This window comes from Cohnella sp. 56 (assembly GCF_037963805.1).
In the GTDB taxonomy this organism is placed as follows: Bacteria; Bacillota; Bacilli; order Paenibacillales; family Paenibacillaceae; genus Cohnella.
The window spans coordinates 208,159-229,585 of the sequence record NZ_JAZDQE010000010.1; the positions used below are offsets into that span (position 1 = coordinate 208,159).

Below are 21,427 nucleotides of genomic sequence, written 5' to 3' on the forward strand. Positions count from 1 at the left end.
AGAAAGACGTGATGATGGTGGTTGAAGATCGTTCCGTTGTATCCAAGCTGTTTAACGGTGTCAATATATTTCTGCTGATCGGAATCACGCTGCTTTGTATACTGCCTGTCTGGTATACGTTGGTCGTGTCCTTGAGCGACAGGGCGGCCGTAGCGGCAGGCGATGTATTTTTCTGGCCCCAAGGCATAACGTTCAATTCTTATGCCACGATCATCGAAGACGGACAGTTTTCCCGGTCGTTTTTCATCTCGGTGCAGCGTGTAGTGCTCGGCGCGTCCATTACTTTTTTTGTTGTGCTGCTCATGGCCTATCCGCTCTCAAAGACCGCCAAGGAATTTAAGCCCAGAAACATTATTATGTGGCTGTTAATTTTTTGTATGTTGTTCGGCGGCGGACTGGTTCCATGGTACATGACGATGAAATCTCTGGGCATGATTAATAATATCTGGGGACTGGTGCTCGGAGGCGGCTTGCCTGTCTTTAACGTCATCCTCGTCATGAACTTCTTCCGCAACCTGCCGAAGGAAATGGAGGAATCCGCCTTGATTGACGGAGCCGGCCCGTGGCGCATTCTGTTCGGCATTTTCCTGCCTTTGTCTACGCCGGTGCTGGCGACGATTCTCGTATTTACAATCGTAGGGCATTGGAATGAGTTCTTCCAGGCGCTCGTGCTCATGACCAAAAACGAAAACTATCCGCTGCAGTCCTACATCCGTCAGGTCACGATTGTGCTCGATCCTTCCAAAGTGGATGCGGACACGGCCAAGCGGCTCTCGAGCATGTCGAACCAGACATTGAATGCGGCTAAAATCTTCATCTCGATGCTGCCGCTTCTGATTATTTATCCATTCCTGCAAAAATATTTTGTAAAAGGCATCACGCTCGGCTCGGTCAAGGGCTGAGCGCAGACCATGAAAAGATCGGATAGGAGATACTGCGATGCAAACAAGTGAAACGATACATCCGGATAAAGGTGAGCTGCAAGCTGCCGCCAAGCGCGATTGGCGTATCGGCGCGATTCAGTCGGTTCGAAGCGAGCAAGGCGTATACTTGTTCCGGGGAGAAAACGCGTCTATCATGCTGCAGCCGGTCAATGAGAATGTTGTTCGCGTGAAGCTGCTGCTGGACCATGCGCTTGCATTGAAGACAACGATTGCGGTACAACAGGAAGCCTTCGCCGCGGTTGACGCGCGCTTGGAGGAGACGCCGGAGCAGTACAAGCTCGTGCTATCGGCTATTACGGTTGTCGTGCACAAATCGGATGCCCGCATCGACTTCTACAATGCCGGCGGCGAATTAATCTCAAGCGAAGAAGAGCTGTACAGGGCGGGACGAGGCGAGTACGGCGTTCGCAAATCGATGGAGCTGCACTCCCATATTTACGGCCTGGGGGAGAAGACGAGTTTTCTGGACAAAAAAGGCGAGAAGTACGACATGTGGAACTCGGATGTTTTCGACCCGCATGTGCCCGAGATTGAATGCCTGTACGTATCCATTCCGTTTCTGATCCACTTCCGCTACGACCAGCCCGCTTACGGCATTTTCCTCGATAATCCGGGACGTTCGTCGTTCGATATGAGATCGGACGGTACCTCCTACAAAATCCAGATCAACTCCGGTACGCTCGATTATTATTTCGTATACGGGCCTGAACTGAAGGATGTGGTGCAGCGGTACAGCGGACTGACGGGCCGCATGGAGCTGCCGCCGGCATGGGCCATCGGGTACCACCAATCCCGCTACAGCTATATGGATCAGGAAGAGGTCATGACGCTCGCCGGCAGCTTCCGGGAGAAGAACATCCCATGCGATGTGATCTACCTGGACATTCACTATATGGACGAATACCGCGTGTTCACCTTCGACCCCGTACGATTCCCGAATCCGAAAAAGATGATCGGCGAGCTGGCCGAAATGGGCATCAAAATTGTGCCGATCGTCGATCCGGGCGTCAAAAAGGACCCCGAATACGCGCCCTATGTAGAAGGGACGAAAAACGATTACTTCTGCCGCAAGCTGGAAGGCGAAGTGTTCATCGGCAATGTGTGGCCGGGAGCCAGCGCGTTCCCCGACTTCACGGAGGAGCAGGTACGGTCCTGGTGGGGCGAGCAGCACCGGTATTACACGGAGCTGGGCATTCACGGCATCTGGAACGATATGAACGAGCCTGCCGTTTTCAACGCTTCGAAAACGATGGACCTCGATGTCGTGCATGGCAACGACGGCGATATGAAGACGCATCGCGAACTGCATAATCTGTACGGCATGCTGATGTCGATGGCGACCCAGCAAGGCCTGAAGCGGCAGCTGGAGGGGGAGCGCCCCTTCGTGCTAACCCGTGCCGGCTATGCGGGCATACAGAAATACGCGGCCACCTGGACCGGGGACAACCGCAGCTTCTGGGAGCATCTGGCGATGGCGATCCCGATGGTGCTGAACCTGGGCTTGTCCGGACAGCCGTTCGCGGGTCCCGATATCGGCGGCTTCGCCCACCATACCACGCCGGAGCTGCTGGCTCGCTGGACACAGGCGGGCGTCTTCTTCCCTTACTGCCGCAACCATAGCGTACTGGAGTCGATCCGCCAAGAGCCGTGGGCATTCGATCCGAATGTCGAGGACGTCTGCCGCAAATATATCCGTTTGCGCTACCGGCTGCTCCCATATTTGTACACGCAATTTTACGAAGCGCACAAGACGGGGCTGCCGATTATGCGCCCGCTCATTCTGGAGTATCCGGGCGACCGCAACGTCTTTAATTTATGCGATCAATTCCTCGTCGGCACAAGCCTGCTCGTAGCGCCGATTGTCCGTCCGAGCACGGAATACCGCGCGGTTTATTTGCCGCAAGGAGAGTGGATCGATTATTGGACAGGCGAACGCCATGCAGGCGGCCGCACGATACTGGCGCATGCGCCGATCGACGTATTGCCGCTGTATGTCAAGGCGGGAAGCATCGTGCCGGAGCTTGCGGAGGATCGGTGGAAGCCGATTTTGAACGAGCAGGCGAACGTCGCGCTGAGCATGTATGCCGGAGCGCCGGGTACGGCGTCGAGCGGTCGCTGGTACGAGGACGACGCTCGCACCTACGCTTACGAGAACGGCGTCTACAACCTGCTGGAGACAACGGCCGCATTTAATGAAGACAAACTGTCATTGCAGCTGGCTTATCGGTCCAAAGGGTTGGACAGCGCGCGCAAGCTGCTTCAGCTTCAAGTGAAATCGATGAACTTCGCACCCCGAGCCGTTAGCTGCGGGCAGACAAGCCTGGAGGAAGCCGGCGGCAGCTGGTCTTACGATGAACAGCATCGGGAGCTCCGCCTGCAAGTGCCGAATACGTTTGAGGAGCTGGAATTGGTTGTAAAAGGATAATCCGTTCTAGCGATATGCCTGGTGGCGGACATAATAGCAGGAAATTCAAACAAATAACAAAACGGAGCCATCATGCTTGATGCGCTCCGTTTTGTTATTTGGAAAATAAATGATATAAGCGGTGAAGCTTGCGGTGGGCGGACGGCGTCATGCCCAGCTTGGCGGTGAATACGCGGCTCAGGTAGAAGCCGTTCTCGTAGCCGCATTGCTGCGCGATCCGATCGAGCGGCTGCGCCGTCCCGGCCAGCAGGCGGCACGCGCGGCCGAGCCGCAGGCCGGTCACGAACTCGGTTGGCGTCATCCGATACGCCGCGCGGTAGCGCCGCGTCAGCTGCACCGGGCTGATGCCGAGCGCGTGCGACAGCTCGCGCATCTCCAGCCGTCCGAAGGCATGCGCGAGCAGCCAGCGGCGAGCCTCCTGCATATCCGGCCCGGGCACCGTCTCCTCCTGCTGCGCTCCGGCTGATCTGGCCGGAACGGACAGCGATCCGGAAAGTCCACGTGACGTTCAACGATGACGTGAACGCGGACCTGATCAACCTGCATCATCATACGACGCCGTACGAGACGATGCCGACGCTCGTCCGGCATTACCGCATCGAGGCCGGCGTCTCGGGCGGCTGGCAGACGATTGCCGAATGCCGGGACAATCGCAGGCGCAAGCGCATCCACCGTCTGGACGAAGCGATATCGACGGACCGCCTGCGCATTGCAGCCCAGCGCGAGCCGCGCGCCGAAGCCGGCGACGATGCCGCCGGCGAAGCTCTGCACCCAGCGCCGCTTCTGCCGCGGCAGGCGGATCTTGAAGTTGTTGCTCAGCAGCAACATGACGAGCGCGCCGATGAACATGCCCCACACGATCCAGCCGTCCGTCCGGGTGAATGTCGTGCCTTTCATCCCGATCAGCTTGAAGTAGCTCCAGCTCGAGACATCCGCGCCGAAAAGCTCCATTGCGTGTCCCGCCAGCCTGGTGAACTCGCCCGTGACCGCCCATACCGTGGCGGTGATGCCGAAGTACAGCGCGCTCAGCACGCCGGCCAGTGCCATGACGAGATAAGGGCTCCAGTAATTTTGGAATAGCTTGGCATATATGGACTTCATAATATATTCTTTTCTATATTTTAATCGTTATGTCGCTCCCCTTTGTACTATAAATAGGCGACCACAATAGCTTTATAACGTATAACTATCATATGGATAGTAAATATTTATTAAAGACCCTAAATAATAATGATACACTATAATAGTGATGTTGTTGAATGCATAGCTGCAAATTAAGGATACGAGGAAGGTTATAATGAGCAACGGACAAACGAAATCAGACGTCATCTTGATCGGTGCCGGGATCATGAGCGCGACTTTGGGGGCGCTGCTGAAGGAACTGGTGCCGGAGTGGAAAATTACGGTATTCGAAAAACTCGCAATCCCGGGCGTCGAGAGCTCGAACGAATGGAACAACGCGGGTACGGGGCATGCGGCTCTGTGCGAGCTTAACTATACCGTCGAGAAGCCGGACGGATCGATAGATATCAGCAAGGCGATCAGCATCAACGAACAGTTCCAGGTTTCCAGACAGTTCTGGTCTTATCTGGTCGACAGCAAGCTGATCCGCAACCCGCGCGATTTTATCGCGCCGCTGCCTCATATGAGTTATGTGCACGGCGAACAGAACGTCGCATTTTTAAGAAAACGTTTCGAGGCGCTCTCGAACAATCCGCTGTTCGAGGGCATGGAGTTTTCCGACGATCCGAACCGCCTGGCGCAGTGGGTGCCGCTGATGATGAAGGACCGCAAGCTGAGCGAGCCGATCGCGGCCACCAAGATCGACTCCGGGACGGACGTCAACTTCGGCGCGCTGACGCGTATGCTGCTCGATCATCTCCAGAGCCAGGGCGTCGACATTCACTACAACTACAACGTGAATACGATCAAGCGCGCACGCGACGGACAATGGGAACTGAAGGTGAAGAATCAGACGAACGGCGCCGTCGAACGGCATAACGCGAAGTTCGTCTTCATCGGCGCCGGCGGCGGAAGCTTGCATCTGCTGCAAAAATCCGGCATACCCGAGGGCAAGCACATCGGCGGCTTCCCGGTCAGCGGGTTGTTCATGGTGTGCAAAAATCCGGCGATCGTGGAGCAGCATCACGCCAAAGTGTACGGCAAAGCCTCGGTCGGCGCGCCGCCGATGTCCGTGCCCCATCTGGACACGCGGTATATCGACGGCAAAAAATCGCTTCTGTTCGGTCCCTTTGCCGGCTTCTCGCCCAAGTTCCTGAAGTACGGTTCCATGTTCGATCTGATCACATCCGTCAAGCCGCACAACCTGCTGACGATGCTGGCCGCCGGCGCCAAAGAAATGCCGTTGACCAAGTATTTGATTCAGCAGCTGATGCTATCCAAGGAGCAGCGGATGGAGGAATTGCGCGATTTTGTCCCGAACGCCAAAAGCGAGGACTGGGACCTGATCGTAGCGGGCCAGCGCGTGCAGGTCATCAAGGATACGCCCAAGGGCAAAGGCACGCTGCAATTCGGCACGGAAGTCGTGACGGCCGCGGACGGCTCGATCGCCGCGCTGCTCGGCGCTTCTCCCGGTGCGTCGACCGCCGTATCCGTCATGCTCGAGATTTTAAAGAAATGCTTCCCGCAGCAGATCAAGGGCTGGGAACCGAAGCTCAAGGAAATGATTCCTTCGTACGGCCAGTCGCTGCTTGCCAATCCCGAGCTGATCCGCGAGCTTCATGCCTCCACCTCGAAGGCGCTCGATCTTGGCGGCAGCCCGTCCGTGCAGAACGCTAGGCAGACCGTATAGCTCTATATTAACCGCTCTTATCTCGCAGCCGTCGTCCTCTGGGACGATGGCTTTTTTTGTCGCTTCAAGCCCGATGCCGCTCCTATAGCAGGCAGCGCTTGCATCGCGAATCTGATAAAATAGGCTTAGTTGTCCTCATCAAGCAGATTAACGAATGGGCCAATCATTCATCGGGAGCGTGCGGACGTGCAAAATAATCGCAATTGGGCTGGCAATTACAACTATGCTGCCTCCGAGTATTATGCGCCAGATCGCGTGGAGCAAGCGCAGGAGCTCGTGGCCGGCAACAGCCGGATCAAAGCGCTCGGCTCGCGGCATTCGTTCAACGGAATCGCGGATACGACGGGGGCGCTGCTGTCGCTCGAAAAGTTGAACCGGGTCATCGGACTCGACCGGACGAATGGACGGGTAAAGGTGGAAGGCGGCATCCGATACGGCGAATTGTGCCGCTATTTGGACGCGCACGGCTACGCGCTGCCCAATCTGGCTTCGCTGCCGCATATATCCGTGGCGGGCGCATGCGCAACCGCGACGCATGGTTCGGGCGACCGGCTCGGCAATCTGGCGACGGCGGTCCATGCCATGGACATCATTGACGCCAGCGGCGATATCGTATCGTTAAGCCGCGATGACGGGGACGGCGATATCGCCGGCGCCATCGTCGGACTAGGGGGCATCGGGATCGTCGCCAGCCTGACGCTGAACGTCGTGCCGGCATTTCGGATGAGCCAGGCCGTCTATGAGCAATTGCCGCTGGCTCGGCTTGCGGAGCGCTTCGACGAGATTTTCTCCGCCGGCTACAGCGTCAGCCTGTTCACGGATTGGCGGCAAGCGGGCTTCAACCAGGTTTGGTTGAAGCGGGCGGCGGCGGACGATGTCCCCGGCGAGCCGGAGGCATCGTTCTACGGAGCGGAGCTTGCGACCGCGCCCCGGCATCCGGTGCCGGGCTTTGCGGCGGACAGCTGCAGCGAGCAGCTAGGCATTGCCGGGCCCTGGTACGAACGGCTGCCTCATTTTCGCATGGACTTCACGCCGAGCGCCGGGGAAGAGCTGCAGAGCGAATACTTCGTGCCGCGGCGGCATGGGTACGAGGCGCTGCTCGCGCTCGACGGCATCCGGGACCGCATCGCGCCGCTATTATACATATCCGAGGTTCGGACGATCGCCGCGGACGATCTGTGGATGAGCCCCTGCTTCGAGCAGGATTCAGTTGCCGTTCATTTTACTTGGCGGCCCGAATGGGAGGCTGTGCGGCAAGTATTGCCGATGATCGAAGCGGCGCTGGAACCGTTCGGTGCCAGGCCGCATTGGGCCAAGCTGTTCGCCATGCCGCCCGGACGGCTTCGTTCGTCCTACCGCAAGCTGCCGGACTTCCGGCGGCTGCTGGCACGGTTCGATCCGGCCGGCAAATTCCGCAACGACTTCCTGAATGCGTTCCTCGACAGCGCGAATTAAGGTTTTCACTCGCTGACGTCAATCGCAGATACATTGATGCCGCTCCTGGACCTTTTCACCGCGCGCCTGCTCGTCTAAGCTTAGGATGACTATTCATAACCTGAGGAGTGTTCATTCAAGTGACTGCCATCTCCAATCCGATCGTGCCCGGCTGGTACGCGGACCCCGAAGCGAGGACATACGAAGGCCGTTACTGGATCTATGCCACGCGCTCTCATACCGACTATACGAAGCAGATGAATCTGGATGCCTTCAGCTCCGACGATCTCGTGAACTGGACCAAGCATGAGAGCATCATCGAGATGGGAGACTTCCCGTGGATCTGGCGGGCGGTCTGGGCGCCCACGATCATTGAGCACAGTGGGAAATACTATCTCGTCTTCGCTTCCAACGACATTCAATCGAACGACGAGATCGGCGGTCTCGAGATTGCGGTGGCAGACACGCCGGCCGGTCCGTTCCGGGGTTATCTGGGCAAGCCGCTCGTCGACAGATTCATCCACCATGCCCAACCGATCGATGCCCATCTGTTCAAGGACGACGATGGGGCCGTTTATTTGTATTATGGCGGCTGGCGGCATTGCAACGTAGCCCGGATGACCGGCGAGATGACCGGCTTCGTCCCGTTCGACGGCGCAGAGACGATCCTGCCGATCACGCCCGACGGCTATGTCGAAGGACCGTGCATGATCAAAAAAGACAACCTCTACTACCTGATGTGGTCGATGGGCGATTGGGTGGACGGCTCCTACAGCGTGGCATACGGCGTCAGCAGCAGCCCGCTGGGCCCGTTCGCGAATGAAGGCACCATATTGCAGCGGCAGGACCCGATCGCCGAGGGGCCGGGCCATCATGGCTACCTGCATTTGCCGGAGTCGGACGATTGGCTGATCGTCTATCACCGTCGGATCATCGGCGACCGGGACCCCGGCAGCCGCATCCTGTGTATCGACAGGCTGGAGATCGACGATGGCGTCATCCGGCCGATCGTCATGACGGATGCCTGGGAGCTGCAAAAATAAAAAGCGTAACCGGGGAAGCTTGCCTTGGACAGAGGGCAGGCTTCTTTTTCACGGGGGCGAGCTGCCAGGCTCACCGCTCCAGTCAAACTCAGCAGGAAGGGAAGAAGCGAACGTGGCACAGCGATATCGGCAAGAGCATCCGAACCCGCAATTTATGCGCGCGAACTGGATCAATCTGAACGGACAATGGGAGTTCGAATTCGACGACGATAATACGGGGATTCGCGAAAAATGGTATGACGGCAAGAAGCCATTGCCAAGACGCATCCACGTACCTTTCGCATACCAAAGCCAATTAAGCGGCATTAACGACCAGGCGTTCCACGAAGCCGTATGGTACCGGACGCAGCTGCACATCCCGGCTTCCTTCAAAAACAAGCGGATTCTGCTGCATTTCGGCGCGGTCGACTACGAAGCCTCCGTCTGGGTGAACGGCATGCTCGTAGCCGCGCACCAAGGCGGCCATACCCCGTTTTGCGCGGACATTACGGACGCGCTCGATGGCGATGGCGGCGGCACGCTTGTCGTAAAGGCGGCCGATTTCCATACGGATATGACGCTGCCGCGCGGCAAGCAATATTGGAAGGAAAAGTCCGATACGATCTTTTACACCGGGACGACGGGCATCTGGCAGACCGTATGGATGGAAGCCGTGTCCGCCATACACCTGGATAAAGTCAAGATGACCCCGGATGTCGACCGCAAAGAGATCGCGATTACTGCGCATGTGAAGGGCGCTATGCCGAACAAGTCGAGACTGCGCGTCAAAGCGGAAATTTCGTTCAACGGGCAAGCGGTTTCCGAGGACGTGTTCACGCTTGCGAACGGCTCGGCAACACGCAAGATTCACATCGGTCCATTCAATGAACATGGCTTCGGCGGCTGGTGGAGCCCCGAGCATCCGCATCTGTATGACGTGAAGTTCTCGTTGCTGGACGGCGAAGATGTGCTGGATGAAGTCGAGAGCTATTTCGGTATGCGCAAGGTATCCGTGGAAGCAGGCAAGCTTTGCCTGAACAACCATCCCTATTTCCTGCGGCTGGTACTGGACCAGGGCTACTTCCCGGACGGCAATCTGACGCCGCCGAGCGACGAAGCCATCCGAAAGGACGTCGAGCTGACGAAGGCGATGGGCTTTAACGGCGTGCGCAAGCATCAAAAGCTGGAGGATCCGCGCTTTCTCTACTGGTGCGACAAGCTCGGGCTTGTCGTTTGGAGCGAGGCGGCGAATGCTTACGATTTTTCTGACGAATACGCACGCAAGTTTACAAAAGAATGGATGGAATCGATCGAGCGTGATTACAACCATCCTGCCATCATCGCATGGGTGCCGCTGAATGAAAGCTGGGGCGTGCCCAACATACTGGTCGACAAGGAGCAGCAAAATCATGCGTTGTCCCTGTACCATCTCACCAAGACATTCGATCCGATGCGCTTCGTTATCTCCAATGACGGCTGGGAATCGGTGAAGACTGATCTCATCAGCATCCACGATTACGAATGGCGGCGCGAGGTGCTGCTGGACCGATACAGCTCGGCAGAGCAGGCGATCGGCTCTGCGCCGTCCGGGCGCCGGATTCTCGTCGAGGGCTATCCGTACGAAGGCCAGCCGCTGCTGGTCACAGAATTCGGCGGTATCGCCTGCAAGAAGAGCGAATGGGACGGCTGGGGCTACTCCGGCGCGACATCCGACGAGGACTTTATGGAGCGGCTCCGCAACGTTGTGCAGCCGATGTACCTTGCCGCTGCCGTTCAGGGATTCTGCTACACGCAGCTAACCGATGTGGAGCAGGAGATTAACGGTCTGCTGACGTACGACCGGGTGCCGAAGCTCCCGCTGGAGACGATCAGGGAGATCGTAACGGGAAAGAAATGAAGATTTAAAAGCCTGTCAGATGCCCTGACGGGCTGTTTTTAACATTATAGAATTTATAACTTGGTGACGGTGGACAGGATGAGAAAACGAGAAGAGGGCCGTGCATGGCATGGCATTGCATTGCATCGTATACGCTCAAGTGCACCGCGCGAAAGTGCGATATAGCCAAGCGAGGATAGGCGTTCCCCAAGTGTACCGCGCAAAAGTGCAGGATGGATACGGATGATCAGACGAAATGCCGTTGCTGAGGCGCGCTATCCTGTACTTTTGCGAGGTAGCGGCCTGCGCTCCTTCCAAACGCGGCGCTACCCTGCACTTTTGCAGGGTAGACTTCATCGTTATCATGCTCAGCACCGTCTCGTCGCAACTTGGGTGATCTAACATCACTACCAATAAGCCGCTATTTCTCGCTGACGAGACAGCCCGGCTGCGCCTCCGAATCGCATATGATCGGGTAACGTTTTTTCGTGCTGCAAGTGCGGCTGCAGGAGCGGGCCGTCGCTGCAAGCGAGAAAATGGACCTCTGTCCATAAAAGAGAAACTCTCTAAGCTTACTTGTCTTTCTTGTGTGAAAAGGCAATAACATGCGAGTAGGTTAAAGATGGAAATGTTAGATAACATTCACCCTATTTTAAATGGAGTCGTTAATGATGTTTGAAAAATCTTGAAAAACCTGCTATGGTTGCTTTGAGTGTTTATGAATAAACATAACATTTTTTAGGATTAGTTGAGAAAACGTTATGATAAACTATCGGATGTCACTTATTGAAGGGGTTGCCACAGTATGCGCAACAAAGTCACCATTCAGCAGATCGCTGACTTGGCCGGCTTGTCGAAGTTCGCGGTCTCCCGGGCACTGGCCGGCAAGCCGGGCGTCAGTCCGCAGACGCGGGATCTGATCATTAAGACGGCGGGACAATTAGGCTACTTCCACGAAGCTTCATCCGCCCCTGTGGCCCGAACAGATAGGAACGAGAGCATGACCGCGGGCGCGGTGGCCATTTTGTTTCCCAATATTCGATATCAGAATCAGGAGAATGAATACTGGGGCTCCATCTTCAGCAGCATCGTTCAGCGGTTGGAAGAATTAAGCTTGGATGTGTTGACGCTGACGCAGCCTGCGCGGGATAACTTGTCCAATATTTTGAACCCCGAAGGTATTTTGGGCGTTATAACTGTCGGAACCGTGTCCACGCAGGTGCTGCTTGATATCCGGCAATTGGGCATTCCGATCGTCATGATCGATCATAGTGACCCGGCGATTCCGTGCGATAGCTTGTTCGCGGACAACCAGGCCGGTATTCATGAATTAATGACGATTCTCATCAGCAAGGGGTACCGCAGCTTCCAGTTTTTTGGACCGACCTCCTTTTCCCGCAGCTTCTACGAGCGCTGGCAGAGCTACCGTTCCGCGCTGGAGAGCTTTCGAGTCCCCTATCGACAAGACGAGAAGCTCATAACGACTGAAGGGGAAGAGTTGCACGCGCATGTTCAGCAGCTCGTCCGCGATTCACAACTGCCGGAAGTGTTCGTTTGCGCCAATGACTGGGAAGCCATGATGTTGACAGAATGGCTTCGCGCCGAGGGCAAGGCGGTGCCGGACGATTGTGCCGTCACCGGGTTCGACGACTCCCCTGATGCAGCGGCGATGACGCCGGGCTTAACGACGGTCCGTGTCTCCAAGGAGCTGCTGGGATCGAGGGCCGTCGATCAGCTGATATGGCGGGCTTCCAACCGCGGCAGCAATCCGGAGCGCAAGCTGATCGCCGGGGAAGTCGTGATTCGCGATTCGATCGGCAAAAAATAAAATGGAGGGACCTGCATCCACTGCGCTGCAGGTCTTTGGCTGTTACTCCCCTCGCAACGACTCCAGCAATTTTAATTCCCTAGAGACATCTCTCTATTCCTGCGTGATGCAGCACAAAATAACCAGCGCCATAAAAAGAAATTGGGTTGACAGGATTTGAGTTCATTTGATGAGGAATTGTTATCATAACGATGTTATTTGATGCGAGCTGTCGTTATTATAATAACATTGATCGAATGGAATAGTAACCTCCTCTGAAAACGCTTAAAAATATTTTTTTATAAATTTTAAAGGAAAAATGATGCCTATTTTGTATAAATTCACTCGAAAAATGGCCCTTTTCTGAATCTAGGATAATAATTCTGAATTTTTGATAACAAATTAAATAACAACAATTAATAAAAACACAATTTAAGTTATTTACAAATGAAAAACACGGTGATAACATGTGGGTGAAAATGGAACAGCATTCCGTTGGATCGAGCAGGAAAGCGAGGGGTTGAAAAAGCGAAAGGCAGCAGGCAACCGGCAGCAGGAATATCTAAAGAAAAATTTGAGGAGGTTCAACATGGCAAAAAGTAAAGCGCTTACAGTAAGTGCGGTAGGTCTTAGCGTGATGCTGGCGCTCGGCGCTTGCAGCAATGGCAACTCATCATCGAACGCAACAAAGACTGCTGCTCCTGCAAACACAAGCTCCGCATCCGCGGACGCATCGGGCGACAATGGCGGTACGGCGACGGCTTCGCCGTCCGACAGCCCGCCTAGCGACAGCTTCGATATGGGTGGCAGAGAGATTCGCATCGCAACCTGGTGGGACGCCACGCCGACAGCCGATACGCCTGCAGGCAAGGCGTCGCTCGATCAGCTGAAGGCGGTTGAGAAAAAGTACAACGTCAAGATCAAGTATTTGAACGTGCCGTACGACCAGTTCACGAGCAAATTCACCTCGACCGTGCTGGCGGGTGATCCGTTCGCCGACATCGTGAACTATGAGTACAGATGGGCGATTCCGGCGATTGTCAACGGCCAGATGCTCAAGATGAGCGAATACACGGATCCGGAGGACGACATCAATACGACGCAGAAAATTCTGGTCAAGTCGCTTCCGGTGCTGGGGGACGACTATGCGATCAGCGGAGCTCCCGGCGCGGGCGGCGGCGGTTTGTTCTACAACCGCGACCTGTTCAAAAAAATGGGTCTTCCGGATTTGCACGAGATTGTCGATCAGGGCGATTGGACATGGGCCAAGTTCGAAGAGATCGCGAAGGAGGCGACCCGCGACACCGATAACGACGGGAAGACGGATGTATGGGGAACCTCCGGCTGGTCGGAGGAACTGGCGCAGTTCCTGATCTCGTCCAACGGCGGGGCGAAGATCGCCGATGACGCTACGGGCAAAGAAGGCATATCCGATCCCCGGACGGTAGAGGCATTGAACTTCCTGAATCAGCTGTACGCGGACAAGGTCGTCAGGGTGAAAGGCAAAGAAATCAACAATTATACGGAGCGGGACACGTTTACGGACGGCAATGTGGCCATGGCCTACGGCTGGGACTGGATGGCCGGCGCGTATCAGGGCAAGTTCGATTATGGTATGGTGCCTTTCCCCAAAGGTCCGCAGGGCACGGATTATACGTTCCCTTCCGGCGGCGGCGGCTGGTTCATGCCGAAGGGGGTCAAGGACCCGATCCAGGTGTTCAAAATATACGAAGAACTGGCCAATATTCCGCCGGTCGACGAATATCCGGGTCAAACCTGGCTCGAGCAGACCGTGTTCAAGCATCAGGACGACGTTGATACGATGCTGAAGGATATTAACGGCAAGCAGACGCTCCAGGTATACGGCGCGTTCGATGGTCTCAAGTTCGGCGACGCCATCACCGACATCGTGTCGAAGCACCAGTCGGTATCCTCGGTGGTCGAGAAGTACAAACAACCGTTCCAGGACGCAATCGATAAAATTTATAAAAAGTAAGCGGCAGCGCGACGGAGGAGCCCCGGTTCGTCCGGCGGACGGGGCTTCTCCTGCGCAAGCAGGCAACACGCTCGCGAGGGAGGGAGGCGCTGAAATGGCAAATCGAGCACGCGTATGGCGGCGGCGGACGATCGCGGCGCTTGCCGCAAGCATCATCATCGCCTTGGGAGGGGCTTGGCCGCCCGGCTTCGCCAGCGGCGGCGACGTCAAAGGTGCGACGCTGGCGGCCTTGCCCGAATCTGCCTTGAACGACGCGGATCAAGATGTCGAACGGCTCTTGTACGAGGCCTCCAAAGGGGAAGATTACGACGCCTATCTGAGCAAGCACGCGGACCAGCCGCATCCGGACCGGAATATAACGCTGGAGGGAGCCGGCTATTCCGCTGCCGACGGAATGACGCCGGAGCTGAAGACGGACTTTGAAGGCAGAGCAGGCCATTCTGTTCTGACGACGGAGCAGGGCTCCATCTCCTGGGATGTGAACGTGCAGGAGGCAGGTTTGTACCAGATCGAGGTTGCCTACTACCCGATTGCGGGCAAGAGCGCCTCGATACAAAGAAGCTTGCTTCTGGACGGCAAGGTGCCTTTTGTCGAAGCGGACAATCTGGCATTGCCGCGGGTCTGGGCGGATGAGACGCGTGATCCCGTCAAGCTCGCCAACGGCAGCGAACGGAGGCCGGAGCAGGTGGAGCGTCCAAGATGGCAAGAAGTAACGCTTGCGGATTTGCAGGGGTATCACGACAGGCCTTTCTCGTTTTACTTTTCGGCAGGTTCTCATCGCGTCACGCTCGTTTCCAGACGCGAGCCGGCCGTGATCGGGCAGATTCGGATTTTCAAGGCGCCGGAACCGCCGGCATACGAGGATCTGGCCGCCGGTTACGCGGCGACAGGACTGCGGGATGCAGATGCCCGGACGCTAATCGAAATTCAGGGGGAGCGCGCCGCATTCAAATCTTCTCCCTCATTGTATCCGATCTCGGATCATTCCAGCCCCGCCGTTACGCCTTACAGCGCATCCGCCATGCTGCTCAATACGATCGGCGGCAACAACTGGCGCGTGCCGGGAGATTGGATTGAATGGGAATTCGACGCCCCGGAGTCGGGCTTGTATACAATCGGCATCAAAGCCAAGCAAAATTCGCTGAAGGGCATGAATGTCACGCGGAAACTGATGCTTGACGGCGAGGTTCCGTTTCAAGAAATGAACCAGGTTGCTTTTGAATATTCCGGCGACTGGAAAACGAATGTGCTGGGCGGGAAGCAGCCCTATCGCTTCTATCTTGCCAAAGGCAAGCATTCGATCCGTCTGGAAGTCACGCTGGGGGGCATGGCTCCGATCATCAACGAGGTCAAGGCGAGTCTGGTTCGGCTCAATGAGGCTTATCGCCGCATTATTATGCTGACAGGCACCACCCCCGACCCGTTCCGCGACTACCAGGCCGATCGCAAGCTGCCGGGACTTGTGCAAGCGCTCTCCGAGGAGCACGAGCGGCTAGCCGAAGCGGCCGACCGGATGGAGCGGCTGTCCGGGAAGCGAAGCGACAAGCAGGCTGTACTGGAGACGATGGCCGACCAGCTGGTCCAGCTGCAAAAGCATCCCGAATCCATTCCGAAGCGTCTGGCCTCCTTCAAGGCAAATATCGGAGCGCTCGGAGATTGGATTCTCCAGACGTCGGAGCAGCCGTTGACGATCGACTCCCTCTACGTCGCTTCGCCGGAGGCCGCCCTGCCGACAGCGAAGGTTTCCTTCTGGAAGAAGCTCAAGCATTCGGCCCTGCAATTCTACTATTCGTTCACCATCGATTACAACGAGATCGGGGAAGCCGGCACCGCCGGCGCTAAGCCGGAACGGGATCTGACCGTGTGGGTCGGCACGGGGCGGGACCAGGCCGAGATCATCCAAGGCATGATCGACGATACATTCGCGGCGGATACCGGCATCCATGTCAAATTGGAGCTGATCCCGATCAATGTGCTGCTGCCGGCTACGCTGTCGGGCGCAGGACCGGACGTAGCGATCCAGATCGGCAACGCATCCGGTTCGCCCGCGGGCAACGATCTTCCCTTGAACTATGCGATGCGGGGGGCTGTCCAGGACATCTCGCAGTTCCCGGGCTACGGGGATGTCGCGGCGCGCTTCCGGGACAGTGCGCTTGCTCCGTACCGATACGCAGACGGCGTCTATGCGCTGCCCGAGACGCAGTCCTACCCGATGCTGTTCTACCGGAAGGATATTCTTGAAGAGCTGGGATTGTCTCTCCCGCAGACGTGGCAGGATGTCGAGGATATGCTGCCGGTACTGAACCGCAACCATATGGAGTTCGGATTGCCGCAGCCAATCGCGTCCTTGCCGGCGGTGGACGGACAGAGCATCGCGTCGAACAGTGTACAGAACCTGGCTCCGAATGCCATGTTCTCCATGCTGCTCATGCAGCAGGGCGGCGAATTCTATCGGGACGGAGGCAGGAGGTCCGCTCTGGATTCCGATGTGGCGGCAAGCGCATTCAGACAATGGACGGACTATTATACAGACTACAAGCTGACCAAGGAATACGACTTCGCCAATCGGTTCCGCACGGGAGAGACGCCGATCGGCATTGCGGACTTTACCGCGTACAACCAGTTGTCCGTATTCGCTCCCGAGATCAAGGGCCTGTGGGGCTTCGCGCCGGTACCGGGCGTGAAGGGAGACGACGGGGTTATTCGCCGGGACGTCCCGAGCGGCGGTACATCCGTTCTGATGATGAGCGCGGCGCATGACAAGGATGCGGCGTGGTCGTTCATGAAGTGGTGGACGAGCGAGCGCAGCCAGACCCGGTTCGCACGGGAGATGGAAGGCTTGCTCGGCGCCGCGGCGCGGTATCCGACCGCCAATCTCAAGTCCTTCGAATCGTTGCCCTGGCCGAAGCAGGATTATGACAACCTGATGGCGCAGGCCGAGTGGGTCAGGGGCATTCCTGAAGTGCCCGGCGGTTACTTCACGGGCCGTTATGTGATCAACGCGTTCTACCATGTCATGAACGACGGCATGGAATCCCGCGAGGCGCTGGACGAATCGGTAGACTATATCCAGGAAGAGATCAAGCACAAGCGGGAAGAGTTCAAGCTGCCGAATTAACGATTCAAGCGATCGGCGAGTCGGCCGTACAGTTCGCGAGGAGGGTAGGTCACATGCAGCCACAAGCGGCTATCGACAGTCAACAGCCTGGGACGCAGGCCTCTCTTCGAACGGAGGGACGCCTGGGGCGGCTGCTGCGGGGGATGAAAAAGAACAAGCATGCATACTTGCTGCTCGCTCCTTTTTTCCTGTTGTTCACCTTATTTACCATACTGCCAGTCGCGTTGTCCGTTCTGCTCAGCTTCACGTCTTTCAACATGCTGCAGCTGCCGCACTGGGTCGGTTTTCAAAACTATTCACGACTGCTGCTGGACGACGACATTTTTCTGATTGCGCTCAAAAATACGCTGCTGTTCGCCGTCATCACGGGACCTGTCAGCTATATTGCCTGTTTTCTGTTCGCCTGGCTCATCAACGACATGCCCCCGAAGCTCAGGGCGTTCATGACGCTTGTCTTCTATGCGCCGTCGATATCGGGCAATCTTTATTTCATTTGGCAGATCATGTTCTCCGGGGATCGCTACGGCATCGTGAACGGCTGGCTGATCCAAGTCGGTATTTTGCACGACCCGATATTGTGGCTGAAGGATCCGCAGTTCATATTGCCGATTCTCATTGTGGTTCAGCTGTGGCTGAGTCTGGGCACTGGCTTCCTCGCTTTTATCGCCGGGCTGCAGACGGTCGACCGTACGCTGTATGAAGCAGGAGCGGTCGACGGCGTGCGCAACCGCTGGCAGGAGCTGTGGTTCATCACGCTGCCTTCGATGAAGCCGCAGCTCATGTTCGGTGCCGTGATCCAGATTACGACCTCCTTCGCGGTCGCGGACGTATCGATGGCGCTGGCCGGGTTCCCGAGCGTCAATTATGCCGCGGAGACGGTCGTCACCCATCTGATCGATTATGGCTCCATCCGCTATGAGATGGGGTATGCTTCGTCGATCGCGACGGTGCTGTTCATGGTCATGGTAGGCTCCAATATCCTGATCCAAAAAATGCTGCGCAAAGTGGGGGATTAACGATGAGCCGTGCAGCCGCTCTGTTCATTCGCCGCAAGCGCGTCAACAGGTCCTTCATGGGCAGCTTTTCTTTGTTCCTTTTTCTGGCCGTCGCCGGGGTATTCATGATCGTCCCGCTCGTATACACGGTCAACAATGCATTCAAACCGCTTGACGAGCTGTTCCTGTTCCCGCCGCGGCTGTTCGTGCACCGCCCGACGCTGGACAATTTCTACGATCTGTCGTCGCTGATGAGCACGTCCTGGGTGCCCTTCTCCCGATACTTGTTCAACACACTGTTCATCACAGGCGCAGGTATTGTCGGACATGTGCTGCTGGCTTCCGCAGCGGCCTACCCGCTGGCCAAGCTTGTGTTTCCCGGACGGAAGCTGCTGTTTTCCATTGTCGTGCTGTCGCTGATGTTCTCGGCGCAGGTGACGGCGGTTCCGAATTATATGATCGTCTCCTGGATGCATCTGATCAATACTTACGCCGCCGTCATCGTGCCTGCATTTGCCTTCCCGCTCGGACTGTATCTCATGAAGCAGTTCATGGAGCAAATTCCCGATGCCATTCTGGAGGCTGCGAAAATCGACGGGGCCAGCGAATACCGGATTTTCTGGACGGTCGTTATGCCGAACGTCAAGCCGGCCTGGTTCACGCTGATTATTCTGCTGTTCCAGATGCTCTGGGGAACGGACGGCAACGGCTTTATATTCAACGAATCGCTGAAGCCGCTGCACTATGCGCTGGGCCAGATTGCGGCTGGCGGCATTGCCCGCTCGGGCGTCGGAGCTGCGGTCGGGCTGCTGCTCATGGCTGTGCCGATCGTCCTGTTCGTACTTTTTCAGAGCCGCATCATCGAGACGATGGCGTCCTCCGGGATGAAGGATTAGGAGGGGAGCATATGCGAGCGATTCGATGGCTGACACTCGGCTGCCTGTCCGCGCTGACGGGCGCACTCCTGACCGTCCCGGCCGTCGGGAAGGCTGACGCCGCGGTGCCGTACGAGAGCTATACCTACAATTACTGGATGGACGATGTGAAGTCTCCCGCTCCCTACCTGCCTGTCAAGACGGTCGAAGGGCAGAGTCTGGGCCTGGGCGCCTTCAACGAGCCGAAGGATCTCGTCGTCGATGCCGCCGGAGACGTATACGTGCTCGATTCGGGCAATAGCAGAATCGTTGTGCTGGATCGGGATCTGCAGCCGAAGCGGACGATCGACGCGTTCGACAACGGGGGCAAGCAGGATCGTCTGAACGAGCCGGGCGGGATGGCGCTGGCGCCGGACGGCACCGTGTACGTCGCCGACACGGGCAACTCGCGCGTCGTGGCGATCGGCGCCGGCGGCGAGCTGGTGCGTACGATCGCGAATCCGAAGTCCGACCTGCTCGGCGATGGCTTCAAGTTTATCCCGCTCAAGCTGGCCGTCGACCGTTCGAACCGGGTGTTCGTCATTGCGCAGGGCGCATTCGAGGGCATCTTGCAGTTCGATGCGGACGGGACGTTCATGGGATATGTCGGCACCAACAAGGTCAGCTTCAATGCCGAGGATTACTTGTGGAAGACGCTCTCTACAAAGACGCAGCGGGACAAGATGATCCTGTTCGTGCCGACGGAGTTCTCGGGAATCTCCCTCGATCAGCGCGGGTTCGTATATGCTACGAACGTCGACGAGAACTCGGAACATCTGGTCAAGCGGCTGAATCCGTCCGGGGAAGACACGCTGAAGCGTCTCGGTTACTTTTCGGTCAGCGGCGACCTTCGCTACAGTAATACCGGCGTTAACGGCGGGCCGAGCAATCTCGTCGACGTCGCTGTTCGGGACAAAGGCATCTACAGCGTGCTCGACAGCCGCAGAGGGCGCGTGTTCACTTACGACCGGGAAGGCGATCTGCTGTACGTGTTCGGGCAAATGGGCACGCAGGCCGGCACGTTCCAGCAGCCGGTTGCGCTTGACGCCTTCCAGGACCGCATCTATGTGCTTGACAGCGGCAAGGCCCGTATTCACGTATTCCAGGAGACGCTGTTCGGGAGCCTGGTCGACAGGGCGACAGGCTTGCACTTCGACGGCAAGGACCAGGAGGCGGCTGCCGGCTGGCGGCAGGTGCTAAGACTCAATTCCAACTACGATCTCGCTTATATCGGCTTGGGCAAGGCGCAGCTGCGGAACCAACAATACAAGGAAGCCATGCATAGCTTCAAGCTGGGCATGAACCGGACGTATTACTCTGCCGCCTACAAGCGGTATCGCAAAGCATTCGTCCGCGAACACTTCGAGGCGGGCTTCGCGAGCCTGCTCGCACTGCTGGCGGCAATCGTCGCCTACAGGCTGGTTCGAAGACGGCGAATGGGGAAGAGAGGTGCGCATGAGACAGGATTTCATTAAATTTCCGCTGCATCTGATCGTTCATCCGTTCGACGGCTATTGGGACATCAAGTTCGAAGGGCGGGGCCGGTTCAAGGTGGCGGCGCTGCTGATCGCGCTGCTCGTGCTGGCCCGGATCGCACAGCGTGAATACGGCGGATACCTGGTCAATTACACGGATATGCGTCATTACAACAGCCTGAGCGAGGCGCTGTACGTCCTCGTCCCGCTGGCGCTCTGGTGTGTCTCGAACTGGTCGATGACGACGCTGATGGACGGAGAGGGGAAGTTCGGCGAGATCGTCAAGGCGACGGCCTATGCCGTCCTGCCGCTCATTCTGATCTACGTGCCGACGACGATCGCCAGCCATGCGATGGTGCAGCAGGAGGTCGCCTTCTATTACTTGCTGAACTCGATCGCGGCGGTCTGGTGCGCCTGGCTGCTGTTCGTCGGGACGATGACCGTGCATCAGTACAGTGTCGGCAAGACGGTGTTTACGATGCTGCTGACCTTAATCGTGATGGGCATTATCATCTTCCTGGCGCTGCTGTTTTTTACGCTGGTGCAGCAGATGATCGACTTCCTGCACAATTTGTACCTGGAATACGAGTATCGCAATTAGGTTGAGCC

General features: G+C 56.9%; 14 protein-coding genes and 1 pseudogene. 13 read left to right on the forward strand and 2 right to left on the reverse strand.

Going from position 1 to position 21,427, the window contains the following annotated elements:
• Positions 1-17: 17 nt before the first annotated feature.
• Positions 18-902 (forward strand): carbohydrate ABC transporter permease, encoded by an 885-nt coding sequence (locus VQ071_RS18195; protein ID WP_340515597.1) that lies wholly within the window; start codon positions 18-20, stop codon positions 900-902.
• Between the two features lie 37 nt (positions 903-939).
• Entirely contained in the window at positions 940-3,369 is a 2,430-nt protein-coding gene (locus VQ071_RS18200; protein ID WP_340515539.1) for a glycoside hydrolase family 31 protein, read from the forward strand.
• A 94-nt stretch (positions 3,370-3,463) separates the two neighbouring features.
• Here VQ071_RS18200 and VQ071_RS18205 read toward each other — a convergent pair whose 3' ends face one another.
• The gene (locus VQ071_RS18205) at positions 3,464-3,742 is read right to left on the reverse strand and encodes an AraC family transcriptional regulator (RefSeq protein ID WP_340515541.1); all 279 of its coding nucleotides are present in this window, start codon (positions 3,740-3,742) and stop codon (positions 3,464-3,466) included.
• A gap of 326 nt (positions 3,743-4,068) precedes the next feature.
• Positions 4,069-4,470: pseudogene (locus tag VQ071_RS18210) on the reverse strand (YeeE/YedE thiosulfate transporter family protein); the annotation flags it as partial.
• Between the two features lie 196 nt (positions 4,471-4,666).
• Here VQ071_RS18210 and VQ071_RS18215 point away from each other — a divergent pair.
• From VQ071_RS18215 to VQ071_RS18265, 11 genes are all read left to right on the forward strand, one after another.
• Positions 4,667-6,181 carry a malate:quinone oxidoreductase gene (locus VQ071_RS18215; RefSeq protein WP_340515542.1) on the forward strand — a complete coding sequence of 505 codons (1,515 nt, stop codon included), beginning with the start codon at positions 4,667-4,669 and terminating at the stop codon, positions 6,179-6,181.
• Positions 6,182-6,367: 186 nt separating this feature from the next.
• Positions 6,368-7,636: an FAD-binding protein gene (locus VQ071_RS18220; RefSeq protein WP_340515544.1), complete on the forward strand. Its 1,269-nt coding sequence runs from the start codon at positions 6,368-6,370 to the stop codon at positions 7,634-7,636.
• Between the two features lie 119 nt (positions 7,637-7,755).
• Positions 7,756-8,658: a glycoside hydrolase family 43 protein gene (locus VQ071_RS18225; RefSeq protein ID WP_340515545.1), complete on the forward strand. Its 903-nt coding sequence runs from the start codon at positions 7,756-7,758 to the stop codon at positions 8,656-8,658.
• A 154-nt stretch (positions 8,659-8,812) separates the two neighbouring features.
• Complete coding sequence (locus VQ071_RS18230; protein WP_340515598.1) at positions 8,813-10,534, forward strand: glycoside hydrolase family 2 protein; 1,722 nt, start codon at positions 8,813-8,815, stop codon at positions 10,532-10,534.
• Between the two features lie 784 nt (positions 10,535-11,318).
• A complete protein-coding gene (locus tag VQ071_RS18235; protein WP_340515546.1) occupies positions 11,319-12,341 on the forward strand; it encodes a LacI family DNA-binding transcriptional regulator in 1,023 nt (340 codons plus the stop codon).
• Between the two features lie 568 nt (positions 12,342-12,909).
• Positions 12,910-14,316: an extracellular solute-binding protein gene (locus tag VQ071_RS18240; RefSeq protein WP_340515547.1), complete on the forward strand. Its 1,407-nt coding sequence runs from the start codon at positions 12,910-12,912 to the stop codon at positions 14,314-14,316.
• Positions 14,317-14,410: 94 nt separating this feature from the next.
• On the forward strand, positions 14,411-17,434 hold the full coding sequence (locus VQ071_RS18245) for an extracellular solute-binding protein (RefSeq protein ID WP_340515548.1): 3,024 nt from the start codon (positions 14,411-14,413) through the stop codon (positions 17,432-17,434).
• A 143-nt stretch (positions 17,435-17,577) separates the two neighbouring features.
• A complete protein-coding gene (locus VQ071_RS18250) occupies positions 17,578-18,450 on the forward strand; it encodes a carbohydrate ABC transporter permease (protein ID WP_340515600.1) in 873 nt (290 codons plus the stop codon).
• Positions 18,451-18,452: 2 nt separating this feature from the next.
• Entirely contained in the window at positions 18,453-19,325 is an 873-nt protein-coding gene (locus VQ071_RS18255) for a carbohydrate ABC transporter permease (protein ID WP_340515550.1), read from the forward strand.
• An 11-nt stretch (positions 19,326-19,336) separates the two neighbouring features.
• Positions 19,337-20,818, forward strand: coding sequence for an NHL repeat-containing protein (locus VQ071_RS18260; RefSeq protein WP_340515551.1), 1,482 nt, complete (start codon positions 19,337-19,339; stop codon positions 20,816-20,818).
• Positions 20,799-21,419: a Yip1 family protein gene (locus VQ071_RS18265; RefSeq protein ID WP_340515552.1), complete on the forward strand. Its 621-nt coding sequence runs from the start codon at positions 20,799-20,801 to the stop codon at positions 21,417-21,419. Before VQ071_RS18260 ends, VQ071_RS18265 begins: the two co-directional genes overlap by 20 nt.
• Positions 21,420-21,427 lie beyond the last annotated feature (8 nt).

Coding starts and splice junctions, on each gene's coding strand:
- VQ071_RS18230 (WP_340515598.1), top strand. CDS start 8,813: ATGCGCGCGAACTGGATCAATCTGAACGGACAATGGGAGTTCGAATTC.
- VQ071_RS18265 (WP_340515552.1), top strand. CDS start 20,799: ATGAGACAGGATTTCATTAAATTTCCGCTGCATCTGATCGTTCATCCG.
- VQ071_RS18255 (WP_340515550.1), top strand. CDS start 18,453: ATGAGCCGTGCAGCCGCTCTGTTCATTCGCCGCAAGCGCGTCAACAGG.
- VQ071_RS18215 (WP_340515542.1), top strand. CDS start 4,667: ATGAGCAACGGACAAACGAAATCAGACGTCATCTTGATCGGTGCCGGG.
- VQ071_RS18200 (WP_340515539.1), top strand. CDS start 940: ATGCAAACAAGTGAAACGATACATCCGGATAAAGGTGAGCTGCAAGCT.
- VQ071_RS18235 (WP_340515546.1), top strand. CDS start 11,319: ATGCGCAACAAAGTCACCATTCAGCAGATCGCTGACTTGGCCGGCTTG.
- VQ071_RS18250 (WP_340515600.1), top strand. CDS start 17,578: ATGAAAAAGAACAAGCATGCATACTTGCTGCTCGCTCCTTTTTTCCTG.
- VQ071_RS18245 (WP_340515548.1), top strand. CDS start 14,411: ATGGCAAATCGAGCACGCGTATGGCGGCGGCGGACGATCGCGGCGCTT.
- VQ071_RS18205 (WP_340515541.1), bottom strand. CDS start 3,742: ATGCGCGAGCTGTCGCACGCGCTCGGCATCAGCCCGGTGCAGCTGACG.
- VQ071_RS18240 (WP_340515547.1), top strand. CDS start 12,910: ATGGCAAAAAGTAAAGCGCTTACAGTAAGTGCGGTAGGTCTTAGCGTG.
- VQ071_RS18260 (WP_340515551.1), top strand. CDS start 19,337: ATGCGAGCGATTCGATGGCTGACACTCGGCTGCCTGTCCGCGCTGACG.